Source organism: Streptomyces sp. NPDC030814, assembly GCF_055572155.1.
In genome coordinates this window covers 281,319-297,595 of the sequence record NZ_JBVIDX010000003.1, presented here as the reverse complement: position 1 = coordinate 297,595, position 16,277 = coordinate 281,319, and the positions used below count along the sequence as shown (strand labels likewise).

The 16,277-nt window shown below is 71.3% G+C and carries 14 protein-coding genes; 3 read left to right on the top strand and 11 right to left on the bottom strand.

What is annotated here, in order from left to right; genetic code table 11:
• Positions 1-13 precede the first annotated feature (13 nt).
• The 3 genes from ACZ43N_RS08170 to ACZ43N_RS08160 form a co-directional block, all read right to left on the bottom strand.
• Positions 14-1,183 (bottom strand): ArsA family ATPase, encoded by a 1,170-nt coding sequence (locus ACZ43N_RS08170; RefSeq protein WP_468095880.1) that lies wholly within the window; start codon positions 1,181-1,183, stop codon positions 14-16.
• A 311-nt stretch (positions 1,184-1,494) separates the two neighbouring features.
• A complete protein-coding gene (locus tag ACZ43N_RS08165; RefSeq protein ID WP_468095878.1) occupies positions 1,495-1,935 on the bottom strand; it encodes an SRPBCC family protein in 441 nt (146 codons plus the stop codon).
• A gap of 83 nt (positions 1,936-2,018) precedes the next feature.
• Complete coding sequence (locus ACZ43N_RS08160; RefSeq protein ID WP_468095876.1) at positions 2,019-2,816, bottom strand: metallophosphoesterase family protein; 798 nt, start codon at positions 2,814-2,816, stop codon at positions 2,019-2,021.
• Positions 2,817-3,124: 308 nt separating this feature from the next.
• Here ACZ43N_RS08160 and ACZ43N_RS08155 point away from each other — a divergent pair, with 308 nt between their 5' ends.
• The gene (locus ACZ43N_RS08155) at positions 3,125-4,921 is read left to right on the top strand and encodes an AMP-dependent synthetase/ligase (RefSeq protein WP_468095875.1); all 1,797 of its coding nucleotides are present in this window, start codon (positions 3,125-3,127) and stop codon (positions 4,919-4,921) included.
• Between the two features lie 18 nt (positions 4,922-4,939).
• Here ACZ43N_RS08155 and ACZ43N_RS08150 read toward each other — a convergent pair whose 3' ends face one another.
• Positions 4,940-6,577, bottom strand: a complete 1,638-nt coding sequence (locus ACZ43N_RS08150; RefSeq protein ID WP_468095874.1) for a GMC oxidoreductase — start codon at positions 6,575-6,577, stop codon at positions 4,940-4,942.
• Between the two features lie 60 nt (positions 6,578-6,637).
• Positions 6,638-7,780: a glycosyltransferase family 4 protein gene (locus ACZ43N_RS08145; RefSeq protein WP_468095873.1), complete on the bottom strand. Its 1,143-nt coding sequence runs from the start codon at positions 7,778-7,780 to the stop codon at positions 6,638-6,640.
• A gap of 208 nt (positions 7,781-7,988) precedes the next feature.
• On the opposite strand from ACZ43N_RS08145, the gene ACZ43N_RS08140 reads away from it, so the two are divergent.
• The gene (locus tag ACZ43N_RS08140) at positions 7,989-9,230 is read left to right on the top strand and encodes a glycosyltransferase 87 family protein (protein WP_468095872.1); all 1,242 of its coding nucleotides are present in this window, start codon (positions 7,989-7,991) and stop codon (positions 9,228-9,230) included.
• A 23-nt stretch (positions 9,231-9,253) separates the two neighbouring features.
• Here the strand turns inward: ACZ43N_RS08140 and ACZ43N_RS08135 are convergent, their stop codons facing one another.
• The gene (locus ACZ43N_RS08135; RefSeq protein ID WP_468095871.1) at positions 9,254-10,162 is read right to left on the bottom strand and encodes an NAD(P)-dependent oxidoreductase; all 909 of its coding nucleotides are present in this window, start codon (positions 10,160-10,162) and stop codon (positions 9,254-9,256) included.
• A gap of 84 nt (positions 10,163-10,246) precedes the next feature.
• Here ACZ43N_RS08135 and ACZ43N_RS08130 point away from each other — a divergent pair, with 84 nt between their 5' ends.
• Positions 10,247-10,618, top strand: a complete 372-nt coding sequence (locus ACZ43N_RS08130) for a winged helix-turn-helix transcriptional regulator (protein WP_468095870.1) — start codon at positions 10,247-10,249, stop codon at positions 10,616-10,618.
• Between the two features lie 33 nt (positions 10,619-10,651).
• On the opposite strand, the gene ACZ43N_RS08125 is transcribed toward ACZ43N_RS08130, so the two are convergent.
• The 5 genes from ACZ43N_RS08125 to ACZ43N_RS08105 form a co-directional block, all read right to left on the bottom strand.
• A complete protein-coding gene (locus ACZ43N_RS08125) occupies positions 10,652-11,872 on the bottom strand; it encodes a Cif family virulence factor (RefSeq protein ID WP_468095868.1) in 1,221 nt (406 codons plus the stop codon).
• An 85-nt stretch (positions 11,873-11,957) separates the two neighbouring features.
• Entirely contained in the window at positions 11,958-12,998 is a 1,041-nt protein-coding gene (locus ACZ43N_RS08120; protein ID WP_468095867.1) for a C40 family peptidase, read from the bottom strand.
• A 316-nt stretch (positions 12,999-13,314) separates the two neighbouring features.
• On the bottom strand, positions 13,315-14,349 hold the full coding sequence (locus tag ACZ43N_RS08115) for a C40 family peptidase (protein WP_468095866.1): 1,035 nt from the start codon (positions 14,347-14,349) through the stop codon (positions 13,315-13,317).
• A gap of 260 nt (positions 14,350-14,609) precedes the next feature.
• Positions 14,610-15,953, bottom strand: a complete 1,344-nt coding sequence (locus ACZ43N_RS08110; RefSeq protein ID WP_468095865.1) for an NYN domain-containing protein — start codon at positions 15,951-15,953, stop codon at positions 14,610-14,612.
• A 32-nt stretch (positions 15,954-15,985) separates the two neighbouring features.
• Complete coding sequence (locus tag ACZ43N_RS08105; RefSeq protein ID WP_055541554.1) at positions 15,986-16,225, bottom strand: hypothetical protein; 240 nt, start codon at positions 16,223-16,225, stop codon at positions 15,986-15,988.
• Between the last annotated feature and the right edge of the window lie 52 nt (positions 16,226-16,277).

Here is a 16,277-nt window from a genome sequence, read left to right as displayed (position 1 = left end):
GGGGGTATGGGGTTCACCGGGTCCGGGGCCACAACCGGGGGTCCGGTGCGAAACGGATCCTCAGCTCGCCGTCCCGCAGAGCCGCCCCGTCGACCGTGCAGCGGCGCAGGGCCGAGGGCAGCGGCACGATACGCCGGAACTGCCCCGCGGTGACGACCAGCTCGTCGCCGCGTCGGATGAGGTCCAGCTCGTCGCGTATGGCGCCGGGCAGCGGGATGTTCCAGACGAGCACGCCGTCGTCGGCGAGCCGGTCGGTGACGGGCCACTCGACCCGGGCGGGCCTGTCACCCGCAGGGGGGACGTCGAGAGCGGTGAGGTCGTCGGTGCCGCGCGCGTCACGGCCGAGGTGGGGGACCTCCCGCAGGGGGTGGGTGGCGCGCCACTCGGACAGCGTCTTGTCCTGCTGGGCGACGAGGCCCGCGAGCCAGGTGTCCGAGGTGGCCTCGGGCAGGACCCGGTTGGCGACCAGCGTGTCCACGGGGAGGCCGCGCAGGGCGAGTCCCACGCTCGCCACACGGATGTGGTCGGCGCCCGCCGGGCCGGGTTCGGCGACCAGTCGAACCGTCGTGCCCGGATCGTCGACGACCGCGGCGACGGCGGCCAGCTCGACGTCCCAGCGGGCGGCCGTCTCGTACAGCCACTGGGCGGGCATCGGCACGCCGGCCAGCCGGCCGAGCACCGGTCGCAGGGCCCGGGCCGCCTGGCGTTCGGCCGGCAGCAACCGCCGCAGGTAGCGGCGCAGTTCCTCGGGCAGGCCGAGCAGGGCGAGCGCCTGCGGGGCGGGCGGCAGATCGACGACGAGCAGGTCGTACGCCTCGGACAGCGCCGCGTCACGGAGCGCGCGCAGGAGGGCCAGCTCCTCGGCTCCGGGCAGCGGGGTGAGCTCCTCGGCGTCCAGCCGGCCGGCCCCCAGCAGATCCAGCACGGAGGCGGCGCGCTCCTGGAAGGCGACGAGGTCCTCGCGGAAGCCCGCGGCGGCGTCGGGCCGCCACGCGGTGAGCTCCGGGCCGACCCGTACGGGTGCCGCGCCGGTGGGTGTCCCCAGCACCGCCCCGAGACTGTCCGTCCGGTCGGCACTCAGCACGAGCGTGCGGCAGCCCTCGAGAGCCGCGGCCACCGCGGTGGCCGCGGCGACCGTCGTACGGCCGCTGCCGCCTTGCCCGGTGATCAGGATGGTGCGCATGGAGCTGAACGGTAACCCACCGAACGGGGCCAGGGATTCCGCTCACCACGCGAACGGGGTGCCGCCGCGCCCACCCGTGCCGCCCCAGCGGCACGACTGCCCGCGGCTGGAGACGGCGACCATGGGAGAGCGCGAAGGAAAGCGGCGGCGGACGGCGTCAAAGAGTCACCGCCCACCCCGAAGGAGCGCGGGGAACTGCGCGACCCGCCACGGCGCACGCGCAGCCGCGAACACACGCGCACCCCTGCCCCCTTGGGCGCTCAACGGGCACCTTTGTCACCAGGGCGAGTCGGGGGCGGGTGGGCAGGGGCTCAGGCCCCCGACTCGACCCGCTTCTTCAGCCCCGCCAACGCCCGATCGATGATCACCTTCTCCGCCTTCCGCTTGATCATCCCGAGCATCGGAATCTTCACGTCCACGGTCAGCTGGTACGTCACCTCGGTCACCGAGTCGCTCACCGGCTTGAGGATGTACGACCCGTCCAGCGACCGCAGCATCTGCGACTTGACCAGCGTCCAGGACACTTCGTTCGCCCCGGTCCAGGTGTACGCGAGCGTCTGGTCGTCCTTGATCGCCCCGGCGTCCATGACGAGCCGCACCTGCTCGGCACGCCCCTGGCCGTCGGCCTTCAGGACCTCCGCCTCCTTCACCTCACCCGTCCAGTCCGGGTAGCGGGCGAAGTCGGCGATCACTCCCATGACATCGGCCGCCGCAGCCTCGATCGTGATGCTCGAACTGGTGAATTCCGCCATCGCCGTGGCTCCTCCAGAGACGGTCCGGTGAGGGAGGTGGGTGCGCACGTATGTGCAGCGTGAAGGCTACCGCGCGTGCGGACTCACCACTCCAACGCCCACGGCTTACCGCTCCCGGCGAAGTGCCCCACGTTCACGCACTCGGTCGCCCCGATCCGCATCCGCCGCGCCAGCGGCTGGTGGACGTGCCCGAACAACGAGTACCGGGGCCGGGTCCGGCGGATCGCCTCCAGCAACGCCCGGCTCCCCCTCTCGAAGCGTCGTGCGACCGTGTCGTACACCAGCTCGGGCACCTCGGGCGGAATGTGCGTGCACAGCACGTCCACCTCTCCCACCGCCTCGATCTTCGCGGCGTACTCCTCGTCGCTGATCTCGTACGGCGTGCGCATGGGGGTGCGCAGTCCGCCGCCCACGAACCCGAAGACCCAGCCGCCGATCTCGACCCGCTCCCCGTCCAGCACGGTCGTCCCCTGCCCCGCGTACTCGGACCACAGCCTCGGCATATCGACATTGCCGTACGTGGCGTACGTCGGCTCCGGGAACGCCGCGAACAGCTCGGCGTACTGCTTGCGCACGGCCTTCTCGATCACGGCGGAACGGTCCTGCCCGATGCCCGACCAGAGCCGGGCGCCGAGGTCGCGGGCCTCCTCGAAGCGCCGGGCGGTGCGCAGTTCGACGAGCCGGGTGGCGTTCTCGGCGCCGAACAGGTCGGGGAAGATCCCGCGCGAGTGGTCGGCGTAGTCGAGGAAGAGGACCAGGTCACCGAGGCACACCAGGGCGTCGGCACCCTCGCCGGCTCTGGCCAGGTCGCGCGCGTTGCCGTGCACGTCACTGACCACATGAATACGTGTCCTGCGGTTACCGCCTGGTGTGGGTGCCATGACGATCAAGCGTAGGCGGGTGCGGCATAGGTGAACAGAGTCGACCGAACCTGTGGTTACTGGCCAGTCAGTAAGTGTGGGGATTATTGTTCCCGGAGAACCCCATACGTGTGACGCGGAAAACATCTCCCCGCACCCCCCTCGCGGAGAAGCCATACCGACGGGTAACGTCCGGGCAGTCCAGTCATGCTCAGGTTTTCAACCAGTGAGGAACCAAGGGGGACCTGAGCGCTAGCCCCAGCCTTGGACCGCACCGTCGCATCACACGCGTACGTCGTGGCGCCGGCGCCCTATGAGGAGCAGCAGTCTTGCGCGAGTTCAGCCTTCCGGCTTTGTACGAGGTCCCCGCGGACGGCAATCTGACCGACATCGTCCGCAGAAACGCCGCGCAGCATCCCGATGTCGCCGTCATCGCCCGCAAGGTGGACGGTGTCTGGCAGGACGTCGACGCGGTCCAGTTCCTCGCCGAGGTGCGGACGGCCGCGAAGGGGCTCATCGCCGCCGGCGTCCAGCCGGGCGACCGGGTCGGACTGATGTCCCGTACCCGGTACGAGTGGACGCTGCTGGACTTCGCGATCTGGTCGGCCGGCGCGGTCACCGTGCCGGTGTACGAGACCAGTTCGCCGGAGCAGGTGGAGTGGATCCTCTCCGACTCGGGCGCCACCGCCATCATCGTGGAGCTGGACACGCACACGGCCGCCGTCGAGTCGGTGCGCCACCGGCTGCCCGCGCTCAAGCACCTGTGGCAGATCGAGGGCGGCGGTGTGGAGGAGCTGGGGCGCCTCGGCCAGGACGTCACCGACGCGGCCGTCGAGGAGCGCAGTTCGCTGGCGAAGGCCGACGACCCGGCGACCATCGTCTACACGTCCGGCACGACGGGCCGCCCGAAGGGATGCGTCCTCACCCACCGCAGCTTCTTCGCCGAGTGCGGCAACGTGGTGGAGCGGCTGCGGCCCCTGTTCCGCACGGGCGAGTGCAGCGTGCTGCTCTTCCTCCCGCTCGCTCATGTCTTCGGCCGGTTGGTGCAGGTCGCGCCGATGATGGCGCCGATCAAGCTGGGCACCGTGCCGGACATCAAGAACCTCACGGACGAACTGGCCTCCTTCCGGCCGACGCTGATCCTCGGTGTGCCGCGGGTCTTCGAGAAGGTCTACAACTCCGCGCGGGCCAAGGCGCAGGCCGACGGCAAGGGCAAGATCTTCGACAAGGCCGCGGACACGGCGATCGCGTACAGCAAGGCGCTGGACAGCCCGACGGGCCCGGCCCTGGGCCTGAAGATCAAGCACAAGGTGTTCGACAAACTCGTCTACAGCAAGCTGCGGGCGGTGCTCGGCGGGAAGGGCGAGTACGCGATCTCCGGCGGCGCCCCGCTGGGCGAGCGTCTGGGCCACTTCTTCCGCGGCATCGGCTTCACGGTGCTGGAGGGCTACGGCCTGACGGAGTCCTGTGCGGCGACGGCGTTCAACCCGTGGGACCGGCAGAAGATCGGGACGGTCGGGCAGCCGCTGCCGGGTTCCGTCGTGCGCATCGCGGACGACGGGGAGGTGCTGCTGCACGGCGACCACCTGTTCAAGGAGTACTGGAACAACCCGGGCGCGACGGCGGAGGCGCTGGCCGACGGCTGGTTCCACACCGGTGACATCGGCACCCTCGACGAGGACGGCTACCTCAGGATCACCGGCCGCAAGAAGGAGATCATCGTCACCGCGGGCGGCAAGAACGTCGCCCCGGCCGTCATCGAGGACCGTATCCGGGCGCACGCGCTGGTCGCGGAGTGCATGGTCGTCGGCGACGGACGTCCGTTCGTGGGCGCGCTGGTCACCATCGACGAGGAGTTCCTGGGCCGTTGGGCCGCCGAGCACGGCAAGCCGGCGGGGTCCACCGCGGCGTCGCTGAGCGCGGACGCCGATCTGAACGCGGCCGTCCAGGCCGCGATCGACGACGGCAACGCCGCGGTGTCGAAAGCGGAATCGGTGCGGAAGTTCCGCATTCTCTCCTCCCAGTTCACGGAGGACTCGGGCCACCTGACGCCGTCCCTGAAGCTCAAGCGGAACGTGGTGGCGAAGGACTTCGCGGACGAGATCGAGGCGATCTACGCGAAGTAGCCCGCCCCGGATGCACCACTACGGCGCGGCGTCCTCGGTGAGGACCCGCGCCATCGTGCGTTCGGCGAGGGCGGTGATGGTGACGAAGGGATTGACCCCGATCGAGCCGGGCACCAGCGAGCCGTCGGTGACGTACAGCTTCGAGTAGCCCTTCACCCTCCCGTAGTCGTCCGTCGCCTTTCCCAGCACGCAGCCGCCCAGCGGGTGGTAGGTGAAGTCGTCGGCGAAGACCTTGTTGGACGAGCCGAACAGGTCGTACCGGTAGATCGTGCCGTTGGCCGCGTTGATCCGGTCGAAGAGCTTCTTGGCCATGGCGACGGAGACCGCGCTCTGGGCTGCGCTCCAGCCGAGCTTTGCCGAGTCGCTCGCGGCGTCGTAGGTGAACGACGCACGCTCGGGGTTCTTGGTGAGGGCGAGGTAGAGGCTGACCCAGTGCTCCAGCCCCGTGGGCAGCGGTGCTATCTCGGCGAAGACGGGGTTGGCGGTGTTGGCCCAGTCGTCGATGCCCAGCACCGGCATGGTCGACTGGTTCGCCCCGACGGTGTCCCACAGGTGGTTGGCCCGGCCGAGCATCACATTGCCGTTGGTGCCCCAGCCGGTGCCGACGCTCGTGTTCAGCGCGGGCAGGGTGCCCTTGGCCCGTGCCCGGACGAGGAGTTCGGTGGTGCCGACGCTCCCGGCGCCGAGGAAGAGGTACGTGCAGCCGTACTCCTTGGTCTCGACGACCGTGCCCGTGTCGTCGATACGGTCGACGGTGACGACGTACGTCCCGTCGTTCTCCCTGCGGATGCCCTTGGCCCGCTCCATGGTGTGGATGGTGACGTTGCCGGTGCCGAGGGCGGCGGCGAGATACGTCTTGTCGAGGCTCTTCTTGCCGTGGTTGTTGCCGTAGATGACCTCCCCGGCGAGGGCCGACTTCGTCGCCGTGCCGGCCGCCTCGCGCTGCATGTGGCCGAAGTCGTAGACGCTCGGCACGAAGGTGGTCCGCAGGCCCGCCTTCTGGGCGTGGGCGCGGGAGACACGGCTGAAGCGATACCACTCGGTGGACTCGAACCACGCCGGGTCGATGGTGTTGACGCCGAGCATGGCGCGGGCGCGCGGGAAGTACGTGTCGTACATCTCGGCGGTGTCGACGGTGGGGAACTGCTCGGCGAAGTACGACTGGAGGGGGGTGACGGCCATGCTGCCGTTGACGAGGGAGCCGCCGCCGACGCCGCGGCCCAGGAAGACCGACATGTTGGCGTAGCGGACCCGGTCCAGCACGCCGGGGTAGGGGCTGATGTCCCTGTTGACGACGTCCAGCCACAGGAAGGTGGCGAGCGGGGCCTCCGTGCGGGTCTTGAACCACATGGATCTGCTGTCCGGTTCCCTCGTCGAACAGAAGACCTTGCCGTCCGGGCCTGCCGTGTTCCACAGACGGCCCATCTCCAGGACGACCGTGCGGATGCCGGCCTGTCCGAGGCGGAGGGCGGCCACGGCGGCGCCGTAGCCCGAACCGATCACGATCGCCGGGGCGTTGTCGACGGCGTCGGGTTCGGCGGCGCGGGCCGACTGGAGGCCGACTCTGCTGAGGCCGAGGGCGGCGGCCGTCTGGAGGGCGGCCAGGCCGAGCATACGACGGCGAGAAAGGTGAGGTTGCGTCAGTTTCTCTGTCATGCACACAGGATGGGCGGACGCCCCCATTCCCACCAGAGATACTCAATGCCCCTTTTGCCCCTACAGCAACAACTCCAACTTTTCGGCCAACGTGTCCCACCGCCACCGTTCCTCCACCCACTCGCGCCCCCGCTCCCCCATCCGGCGACGCAGCTCGGAGTCACCGAGCAGGGTGACGACCCGCTCCGCCACCTCCTCCGCGTGACCGCCCCGCACGACCCATCCGGTCTCGCCGTCGAGCACGGCGTCGGGGGCACCGCCGGAGTCACCGGCGACGACGGGCAGGCCGGTGGCGGAGGCCTCCAGATAGACGATGCCGAGGCCCTCCACGTCCAGCCCGCCCCGCCGGGTACGGCACGGCATGGCGAAGACGTCGCCCGCGCCGTAGTGGGCGGGCAGTTCGGACCAGGGGACGGCGCCGGTGAAGCGGACCGACCCGGCCACGCCGGTCTCCTCGGCGAGACGGCGCAGATCCTTCTCGTACGGCCCGCCGCCGACGATCAGCAGGACCGCGTCCGGCTCCTTGGCGAGGACGGCCGGCATCGCCTGGATCAGCGTGTCCTGGCCCTTGCGGGGGACCAGCCGGGAGACGCACACGACCACCGGCCGGTCGGTGAGCCCGAGCCGGGCGCGGACCTCGTCGCCGCCGGAGGCCGGGTGGAAGGTCTTCTCGTCGACGCCGGGCGGCAGCTGGACCATGCGCCCGGCGGCCTCGGGGGTGAGGGCCGTGGCGATCCGGGAGCGCGTGTACTCGCCGAGGTAGGTGATCGTGTCCGTGCCCTCGCCTATCCGCCGCAGCAGCTGCCGGGCGGCGGGCAGCTGCGCCCACCCCGCCTCGTGCCCGTGCGTGGTGGCCACCAGCCTCCGTGCGCCCGCCCTGCGCAGCGCGGGGGCCATCAGGCCGAGCGGGGCCGCCGCCCCGAACCACACCGACGTGCAGCCGTGCTCCCGCAGCAGACGCACGGCCGTGCGCGTGGCACCCGGCGTCGGCAGCAGCATGGTCGTACGGTCGCGGACGACGGTGAAGGGCTGCTCGGCGTCGAAGGCGGCCGTCGCCTCGACGCCCTCCCGGTTCCGCTTCCAGGTCGAGGCGTAGACCACGACCTTCTCGGGGTCCAGGCGCAGCGCCATGTTGTGCAGGAACGCCTGGATGCCGCCGGGCCGGGGCGGGAAGTCGTTGGTCACGATCAGGGTCTTGTGCATCGCCGCCGACCCTACCGAACCGGGCCCGGACGCCCGTCGCGAGGCACCTCGCACGGATCCGTCCACGAGCCACCTCGCACAGGATCCGCCCCTGCTTCACCGCCGTCTCAGCCGGACGGGAGATCATGTCCCCCACCCGCACAATCGTGGGGGAACCCGCGCGGAAACGGCACGCCGGGCGCGGCGGCACTTCGGACAGGGGCATCGGATGGCTCAGGTGGACATGACGGGGACGCGACGGCCCCCGTTCGCCTCGATCGCGGTCTGGGGCGCGACCAGGCTGGTTCTGCTGCTGTTCGTCTTCAAGGTGTGGGTGTTCCCGGGCCCGGACGTGACCACCGACGTGTCGGTCATCTACCGGGGCTGGTACGACACGCTGCGCGGCGGAACGTATCCCCTGGACGACGTGACGTGGCAGTACCCGCCCGCCGCCGCCCTCGCGATCCTCTCCCCCGCGCTGCTGCCCTTCCTGGAGTACGCCTCCGCGTTCTTCGTCCTCGCCTTTCTCGCCGACCTGGCGGTGCTCGCCCTGCTCCTGCACACCGGCGGCAGGCCCGGCCGAACCCGGCGCGGCGTCTGGATGTGGACGGTGGCCCTGCCGCTGATCGGCCCGACGGTGTACGCCCGGTACGACGTGATGGTGACGGCGGTCGCGGTCGCCGCGCTCCTCGCCGGCAGCCGCCGCCCGCGGGTGATGGGGGCGCTCACGGCCTTCGCGGCCCTGCTGAAGGTGTGGCCGGCGCTGCTGTTCCTGGGGGCCCGCGGCCGTACGGCGTGGCTCTCCGCGGCGGCCACGGCGGCGGGCCTGTCACTCGTCTTCGCCGTCTGGATGCCCGGCTCCTTCGCCTTCCTGACCTTCCAGCGCGACCGGGGCACCGAGGTGGAGTCGCTCGGCGCCCTCGTCCTCCACATCGCCCGGCACTTCGGCTGGGACGGCCAGGTGCTGCTGAACTACGGCTCGGTCGAGTTCCTCGGCGACCATGTCGACGTCGTCAGCAACGCGGCCCTGCTGCTCAGCGGGGCGGCCTTCGCCTGGCTGCTGCTGTGGCGGGTGCGGGCCCGGCGGTTCGCCCCGCACACCCTCGCGGACGCCGCGTTCACGGCGGTACTGATGTTCACGACGACCAGCAGGGTGATCAGCCCCCAGTACATGGTGTGGCTGGTCGGTCTCGCGGCCGTCTGTCTCTGTTTCCGGGCCGGTCGCATGCTGTGGCCCGCCGCTCTGGTCCTGTTGGCGTCCTTCGTGACGGTGCTGGAGTTCCCCCTCTGGTTCGCCCATGTGGTCATGAGCGACTGGCTGGGCATCACCCTGCTCCTCGTCCGCAACGGCCTCCTCGTGGTGGCCGCGCTCATCGCCGCCCTGGAGCTGTGGCGGGGCACGGTCCCGCATCCGCGCCGGGCGGCGGCCCCCGGCCGGACGGCCCGCACCAAGGAGTCGCTGAACTCCTGAGCGCGCCCGGCGCGGCGACGGAATCAGCCGCGGCCCCGGATGCTGTCGATGATGCGGGTCCAGTTGTCGCCGCCGTGTCCGTTCTCGATCGCGCGCCGGTAGTGGGCCTGCACGGCCAGGGGGAGCGCGAGGTCGAGGCCGAGTGAGGCACTGGTCTCCACGATGTGGTCGGACGTCGCGCCCATCATGGTGACCGTGCTGAGATCGCCCGGGTGCTCCCCCACGTCGAGCGCGGCGCCGGGGTTCTCCTCACCGGCCCTCAGCATGGCGCCGATCGTGTCGGTGAAGGACAGCAGCTCCGGCAGCGCGTCCCTGGCCGGCGTTCCCGTCGTCCCCAGCATCGCGGTGGCGTGCATCAGCCCGGACAAGGTGGTGAGGAACACGGCGAGTTGGGCCTGGTACATCAGCTGGGCGAGGCCCGCGTCCCCGCCCAGGTACAGCGGTGTCCCCAGCCGGGCCAGCACCTCCCGGTGGCTCTCGAACACCGGGGCGTCACCGCTGTAGTAGACCCGGGACGCCTCCGTGCCGACCATCGGCGCGGGGACCATGACGCCTCCGGTGAGGAAGGCCGCGTCGTGGCCCTCGGCCCAGGTCACCGCCTCGCGTGTGCGGTCCGGGGTGTCGGAGCTCAGGTTGACCAGCGTCCGGCCCGCGAGGGACGCGGTGGCGCCGTCGAGGATGTCGTGCATCGCCCGGTAGTCGGTGAGGCTGAGGATCACGAGATCACTCGCTTCGACCGCCTCGCCGGGTGTCGCCGCGAGTGTCGCGCCGTCGGTGACGACCCCGTCGGCGCGAGCGGCGGTGCGGTTCCACACGGTGACCTGGTGGCCGGCGGCAAGCAGGGTGCGGGTCATCGCCTGGCCCATCGGGCCGAGCCCGATCACGGTGACGGAACTGTCCTTGCTGGTAGGGGGGTTCTGGGGTGCGTTCACCCCTCCATGCTCGAACAGCGCAACTAGGCTCGGAAGTACCCACTAATTACTGCGGTACTTACCTTTCCGTAAGGGGGATCGGTCATGGTGAAGGCGCCGAGACGGGGGCCGTACATCTGCGGCATCGACGCCGCGTTCGACGTACTGAGCGGCAAGTGGAAGGGATTCATCCTCTGGGAGCTGGAGACCCATCGCGTACGCCGCTTCGCCGAGCTCCGTAGGGGGATGCCGGGGGTGAGCGAGAAGATGCTGACGCAGCACCTGCGTGAGCTGGAGGAGGACGGTCTCGTGCACCGGGAGGTGTACGCCGAGGTGCCGCCGCGGGTGGAGTACTCCCTGACCGAGGACGGGCGCACGCTCAACCGGGCGCTCGAGCCGCTCGGTGCCTGGGGTGTCGAGCGGATGCGCCGCGAAGGCACCGAGGTGGTCGACGCGGCCGAGATCCCGCGCGGATAGGAGCCCCCGCCCACCGGCCGGGGGGGCCGGGGCTCAGCCGAGCTGCGCCCGTACGTACTCCCGCCACCGCTCGGTGAACGCGGGGAGGGTCGTGCCCAGGACGTCCTCCAGGGCGCCCTCCACCGCCCCGGCGCGCTTCCCGTGGGCGCCGACGGCGCGGTAGAACTCGTCGAGGCGCACCTCGCCCCAGCGGTCCGCGATGAGCCGGCAGGCCAGCCAGCCGCCCTCGTAGGCGCGGGCGAGCCGGCCCGAGTCGCCGGTGAACTCGAAGTCCGCGTCCCTCGGCAACGCGTCCGGCACCCGCCCCTGCGCCACCGCCCGCAGCAGCTCCGGGGCCACCTCCGGGGCGCTGCGGCCGGTCGCCCGGTAGCCGACCCAGTCGGCGTAGCCCTCGGAGAGCCACAGGGGCGTGGCGGCGTTGGTGTGGGCCCGGGTGGCGACATGGGTCGTCTCATGGGTGAGGACGACCTGCTTGCCGAACCCGCCGAGCACGGCGTAGGCGTCGGGGTTGACGATGATCCGGTCCGCCGGCGCCCTGGCCGAGCCCCCGGCCTCCCCGGTGGTGACGGCGGCGATCCCCCGGTAGCCGGAGGCGGGCGCCCCGAGGAGCCCCGCCATCTCGTCCAGCGACTTCGGTACGAGGACCACGACCCGCCGCGGCCAGTCGTCGCCCCAGGCCTCGGTCACCGCGGGCACGGCGCGGTCCGCCAGCCGCGCGTACTCCCGCAGGTTGGCGTCCGACCTCCCCACGCCGAGCACCAGGCTCCGCTCACCTCGGACGGCCCGTACCGGCCCCTGCTCCCAGAGCTGTTCGGTGCCCTTGTCCGACGGCTCGTCGGAGGCGACCCGCCAGCGGCCGTCGGCGTCCCGGGTCAGGACCAGTGTCCGTACGGCGGTGACGGGCGCCTTGTCGTAGCCGCGTATCCGGTAGCGCAGAGCGGCCTCGGCGGTTGCCCGGTCGCCGGTGCGCCGAAAGCCGGTGAGGTCGTATGACCAGGAGTCCAGCGGCAGTTCGCGGAGATTGGCGAACTCGACCGCCCCGGTGGCCAGTTGGCCGCTCGCACTTCCGGTCGGCTCGTCGGTGGCCCGGTACGCCGTCGCGTCCCGCTCCAGGACCGCCGCCGCCCGCCGGGCGAGCATCGCCTCGACGTCGGAGCGCGCGGAGTCCGGTGCCGCGGCGCCGCAGCCGGCGAGCAGGGTCAGCGTCAGACAGACTCCCGTGCCTCCCGCGAGCACACGCCTTCGACCAGCCACGTTCCCGATCGTACGGCGGCCCGGCCACCCTGCGGCAGGGCGGTCGGGTCCGGGGCCGGTACGGCGGTGGCGGCTATGGCGTCGGTCAGGGGCGGGTGACCGACGCGATCGGCATCATGCCGACGGGGTCGTAGCGAACGGGGGCGCCCGGGTAGGGGGCGTGAATGACCTGGCCGTTGCCCACGTACATACCGACATGGCTGGCGTCGGAGCGGTACGTGACCAGGTCCCCCGGCTGGGCCCGGGAGAGCGGCACCTGGGTGCCCGCGTACCGCTGGGCCTGCGAGGTGCGCGGGAGCGCGACTCCGGCCTGGGCGTACGACCAGACCATCAGACCCGAGCAGTCGAAGCCGTGCGGGCCGGCCGAGCCCCAGATGTACGGCTTGCCGAGGGCGGAGCGGGCCGCGGAGACGGCGGCGGCCGCACGGGAGCTGCCGGGGGCGACGGCGCCGGAGGGGCCGGGGGTCTCCGGCTCCATCTCGGTGCGGCCGGAGCGGGAGGCGCGTTCGTACGCGGCGCGCTCCTCGTCGGGGAGGGCATTGAGGAGTTCACGGGCCCTCGCGAGCTTCTGCTCGACGGTCCGCTTGTGCGCGGCGACGGCCTTGCGGCTCTTCTCCAGCTCCGCGAGCTTGCCGGTGGCCTCCTGGCGCTGCTGGGCGAGGTCCCGCACGGCCTGCTGGAGGTCGCGGAGTTCGCCCGCCTGGTGAGTGCTGATCCGGTCGAGCGCGGAGGCCTTGGCGAGGTAGTCGTCCGGTTCGGTGGAGAACAACAGGGCGAGCGACGGGTCGATGGCACCCGCGCGGTACTGCGCGCCGGCGAGCGAACCGAGCGACTCCCGCATGGTGTTGACGCGTTCCTGTGTGCGGGCGATGGCGTCCTGGGCGGCACCGACCTGGTCGCGCAGTTCGTCGGCCCGCTCGTCGGCCTTGTTGTACGCCTCGGTGGCCCGTTCGGCCTGCTCGTACAGCCGGTCCAGCTCGGCACGGGTGGCGTGGTCGTGCGGCTCGGCGGCGGCCTGCTGGACGGGGATGGCGCCGAGAGCGGCGGCCGCGGCGGACAGCACGCCCAGGGCGGTGGCTGCGCCCCGGTCGAACCCGGACGGTACAAGGCGACTGTGGGACCCCACGGGAAGCCGCACTCCCTTCGACGGCGGACAGGATCCTCCCTCGGCACCGCGTCGGGGCCCCCTCTTCCCGGGGCGTTCTCACGGCGCGTGAGGCAGGCGCGGCCGACAGTAGCCGCGCGACCCGGTCACAGCCAAAGACCTCTGTGGCCACAGAGCGTGATGTCCCCCTCGGGACGCAGGTAATCAGCGGGGCGGGGGGTCAGCGCGAGGTGCGGGAATTCGCCCGTTCGGGCGGCACCGTGTCCTGATCTTGAAGCAGAAAGAGGCCGGTTGTCACGGTGAGTGACAACCGGCCTCGTTCGAGCCGTGCGTGGCGTCAGATGACCCGGACACCGAACTGGAAGGAACCGATGGTGTCCATCGACTCGTAGCGGACGACCTTGCCCGGGTAGGGGGCGTGGATGACCGTGTTGTTGCCGGCGTAGAGGCCGACATGGCCCAGGTTGTTGAAGAACACCAGGTCGCCCGGCATGAGCTGGCTGCGGCCGATCTTCGTGCCGTCGTTCTGCTGGGTGTACGTGGTCCGGGAGATCGTCACACCGGCCTGGGCGTACGCCCACTGCGTGAGGCCGGAGCAGTCATAGGAGTTGGGGCCACTGCCACCGGAGACGTAGGGCTTGCCGAGCTGAGTGTCGGCGGCGGCGAGCGCGGCGGCGGCACGGTCGGAGGCGGGCACGTCCTTGCCGAGTTCGACGCGCTCGCCGGCGTCGCGGCTGGCGCGCTGCTCTTCCTCGGCGAGGGCGGCCCGCTCCTGGGCGGTCAGGGTGTTGAGGAGCTTCTGCGCCGCGGCGAGCTTGCTCTGGTATTCCTTCTTCTTCTTGCCCAGGGTCTCGCGGGTCTCGGCGAGGTCCTCGAGCTTCTCGGCGGCCTCCTGGCGCTGCTGGGCGAGCGCCCGCTGCTTCTCCTGGATCTTCTTGAGCTGCTCGACCTGCTGGCTGCTCAACTGGTCCAGGGTGGCGGCCTTGTCCAGGTAGTCGTCGGGGTCGGCGGAGAGGAAGAGCTGGATCGAGGAGTCGATGCCACCCGTGCGGTACTGGGCACTGGCCGCCTGGCCTATGCCCTCCCGCAGCTTGTTGAGCTCTTCCTGGCCGCGGGCGACGTTGTCCTGGATGGTGGAGATCTCCTTCTGGAGCTTCTCCTGCTTCTCCTTGGCCCCGTTGTACTTGTCGGTGGCCCGGCCCGCGTCCTCGTAGAGCGCGTCGACCTTGGCCTTGACCTCTTCCTTGCTCGGCTTGTCGCTGGGGGCGGCGTTGGCCGCCTGCGAGGTCAGTGCCACGGCAGCGGCGGCGGCGGTGGTGAGCACGCTCACTCGTGCACGACTCGGCTGCTTGGGTCGACGGTGGGACGCCACGGTAGGTGAACTCCTTCTTGTGAGCGATCGCCCGAGGGGGACCGGCGGCAACGATCACCCGTCCAGAGGTTTGAGCCCAGACCCTAGTGACCTAATGGTGATCACTTCAAATCCCAGGCGGGAAAAATCGCATCCCGCGGCGCACTATTTACACTCAACACACATCTAGTAATGCTCGATTGACGCTACGTTGCGCAACAGTTCCGTCAATTCGGTCATACCGGCCGTACGTTGCGGTTGGCGCGGATGGGGCCGAAGGGTCAGGAAAGCCGCTTGAGGAGCACCGCCGAAGCCACCGGCCGGGCGCCCGCCTTGGCGATGCCGTCGGCCACCTCGCGGTCGGTGGAGGCGACGATGACCGGCCGCCCCGGCGGTTCGGCCCGCACCAGCTGCCGGATCAACTCGTCGGCGGTGACGCCGGGCTTGGAGAACAGCACCCGCACCCCGCGCGGCGGCGCCAGCAGCACGGGCGCGGCCAGCTCGGCCCCGTCGAAGACACAGGTGACCTCGGCGCCGGTCTGCGCGGCGAGCTGCGACAACTGGCCGAGAAGCCTCAGCCGCTGCTTCTCCAGGGGCATCTGCGGATAGCCGGTCTTGGTGACGTTGTAGCCGTCGACGACGAGGTGCGCCTGCGGCAGCGCGAGCAACTGGTCCAGGATCGCCGGGTCGTTCTCGGACAGCGCGCGGGCGGCGATGTCCTTCGGAGTCATCCGCCCCGGCTCGACCGCGTCGACGGTCTCGGCGGGCCGCACGGAGACCGGCGGCAGCGCCAGCTCCCGCCGGAGGCCCTGGGCCGCGTCCAGCACGGTGTCCAGCAGCAGCCGTACGCGCATGTCCTCGACGCTGCGCCCCTCCCGGGCCGCCCGCCGGGCGGCCTCCAGGGCGGCCTCCGCCTCGCCGAGCCGGGCCTTCAGCCGCCGGGTCTCGCTCTCGGCGGCGGACACCTGGGCGTGCCCCTCGGCGCGCAGCGCCTCCATCTCGGCATGCAGCTTGCGCAGGGCGGCCTCGCCGCGCTTGACGTCACTGAGGGCCGCCCGGAGCTTGCGGTGCAGCGAGTCGGCGTCCCTCTTGGCCGATTCCAGCTCCTGGCGCAGCCGTTCGGTCTCGGCCCTCGTGTGGTCGCGGGCCTCGGCGAGCTGCTCGCGCAGCCGCTCGAGTTCGGCACGGTTCTCCTCGTCGGCCCGCTCGGCGTCCGCCCGCTGGGCCTCCTCGCCGGCCGCCGCGACCAGCTTCACCCAGCCCGTGGGGCGCAGGACGTACGCGGCAGCCGCCACGTCCAGCGGGTCGGCGGCCGGCGGAGGGGCGCCCGTGTCCAGGGCACCGGCCAGCTCCGGGTGGGCCTCTCTGAACCGCTCCCCGATCCGCTGTCTGAAAAGCGTGTCACTCTCGACCGCGGCCGCCATCGCGTTGCCCGCGAACTTCACCCGGCGGTTCGGGGCGAACCGCGCATACTGCCGGAGCTGTGCGGGCAGTTCGCCGACGGTCAGGCCGCCGAACCCGTCCGACACGATCTGCACGACACGCCGGCGCACGCCCTCGGGCAGCGGACGGTCGAGCACCTCAGCGGCGCCGTCGCCCGGCCCCCCGCCTGCGGTCTCCACCATCCGTCACCCCAATGTCTGTGGGACAGGCTCCGTCAGGAGCCGGCGCCCGGCCTGTCCACGAGTTCCACCTGGTCCACGGCGTTGCACCAGCGGCAGCGGACCGACTCGATGGTCTCACTGACCACCTCGCGTTCCTCGACCTTCGGCTCCCCGGCGAGGTCCAGGTGAACGTACTCGACGACCTTGGACGAGCGGGTCACGTCGAACCGCGTCAGGTTGCCGCACAGGGTGCAGCGCCAGCGGGTCGTGGCCGTCGGCAGGGGAACCGTCATCGTGGCTGCTCTTCCTTCTTCCAGTCTCCGTGATGCGCGCGCCGGACTCCCG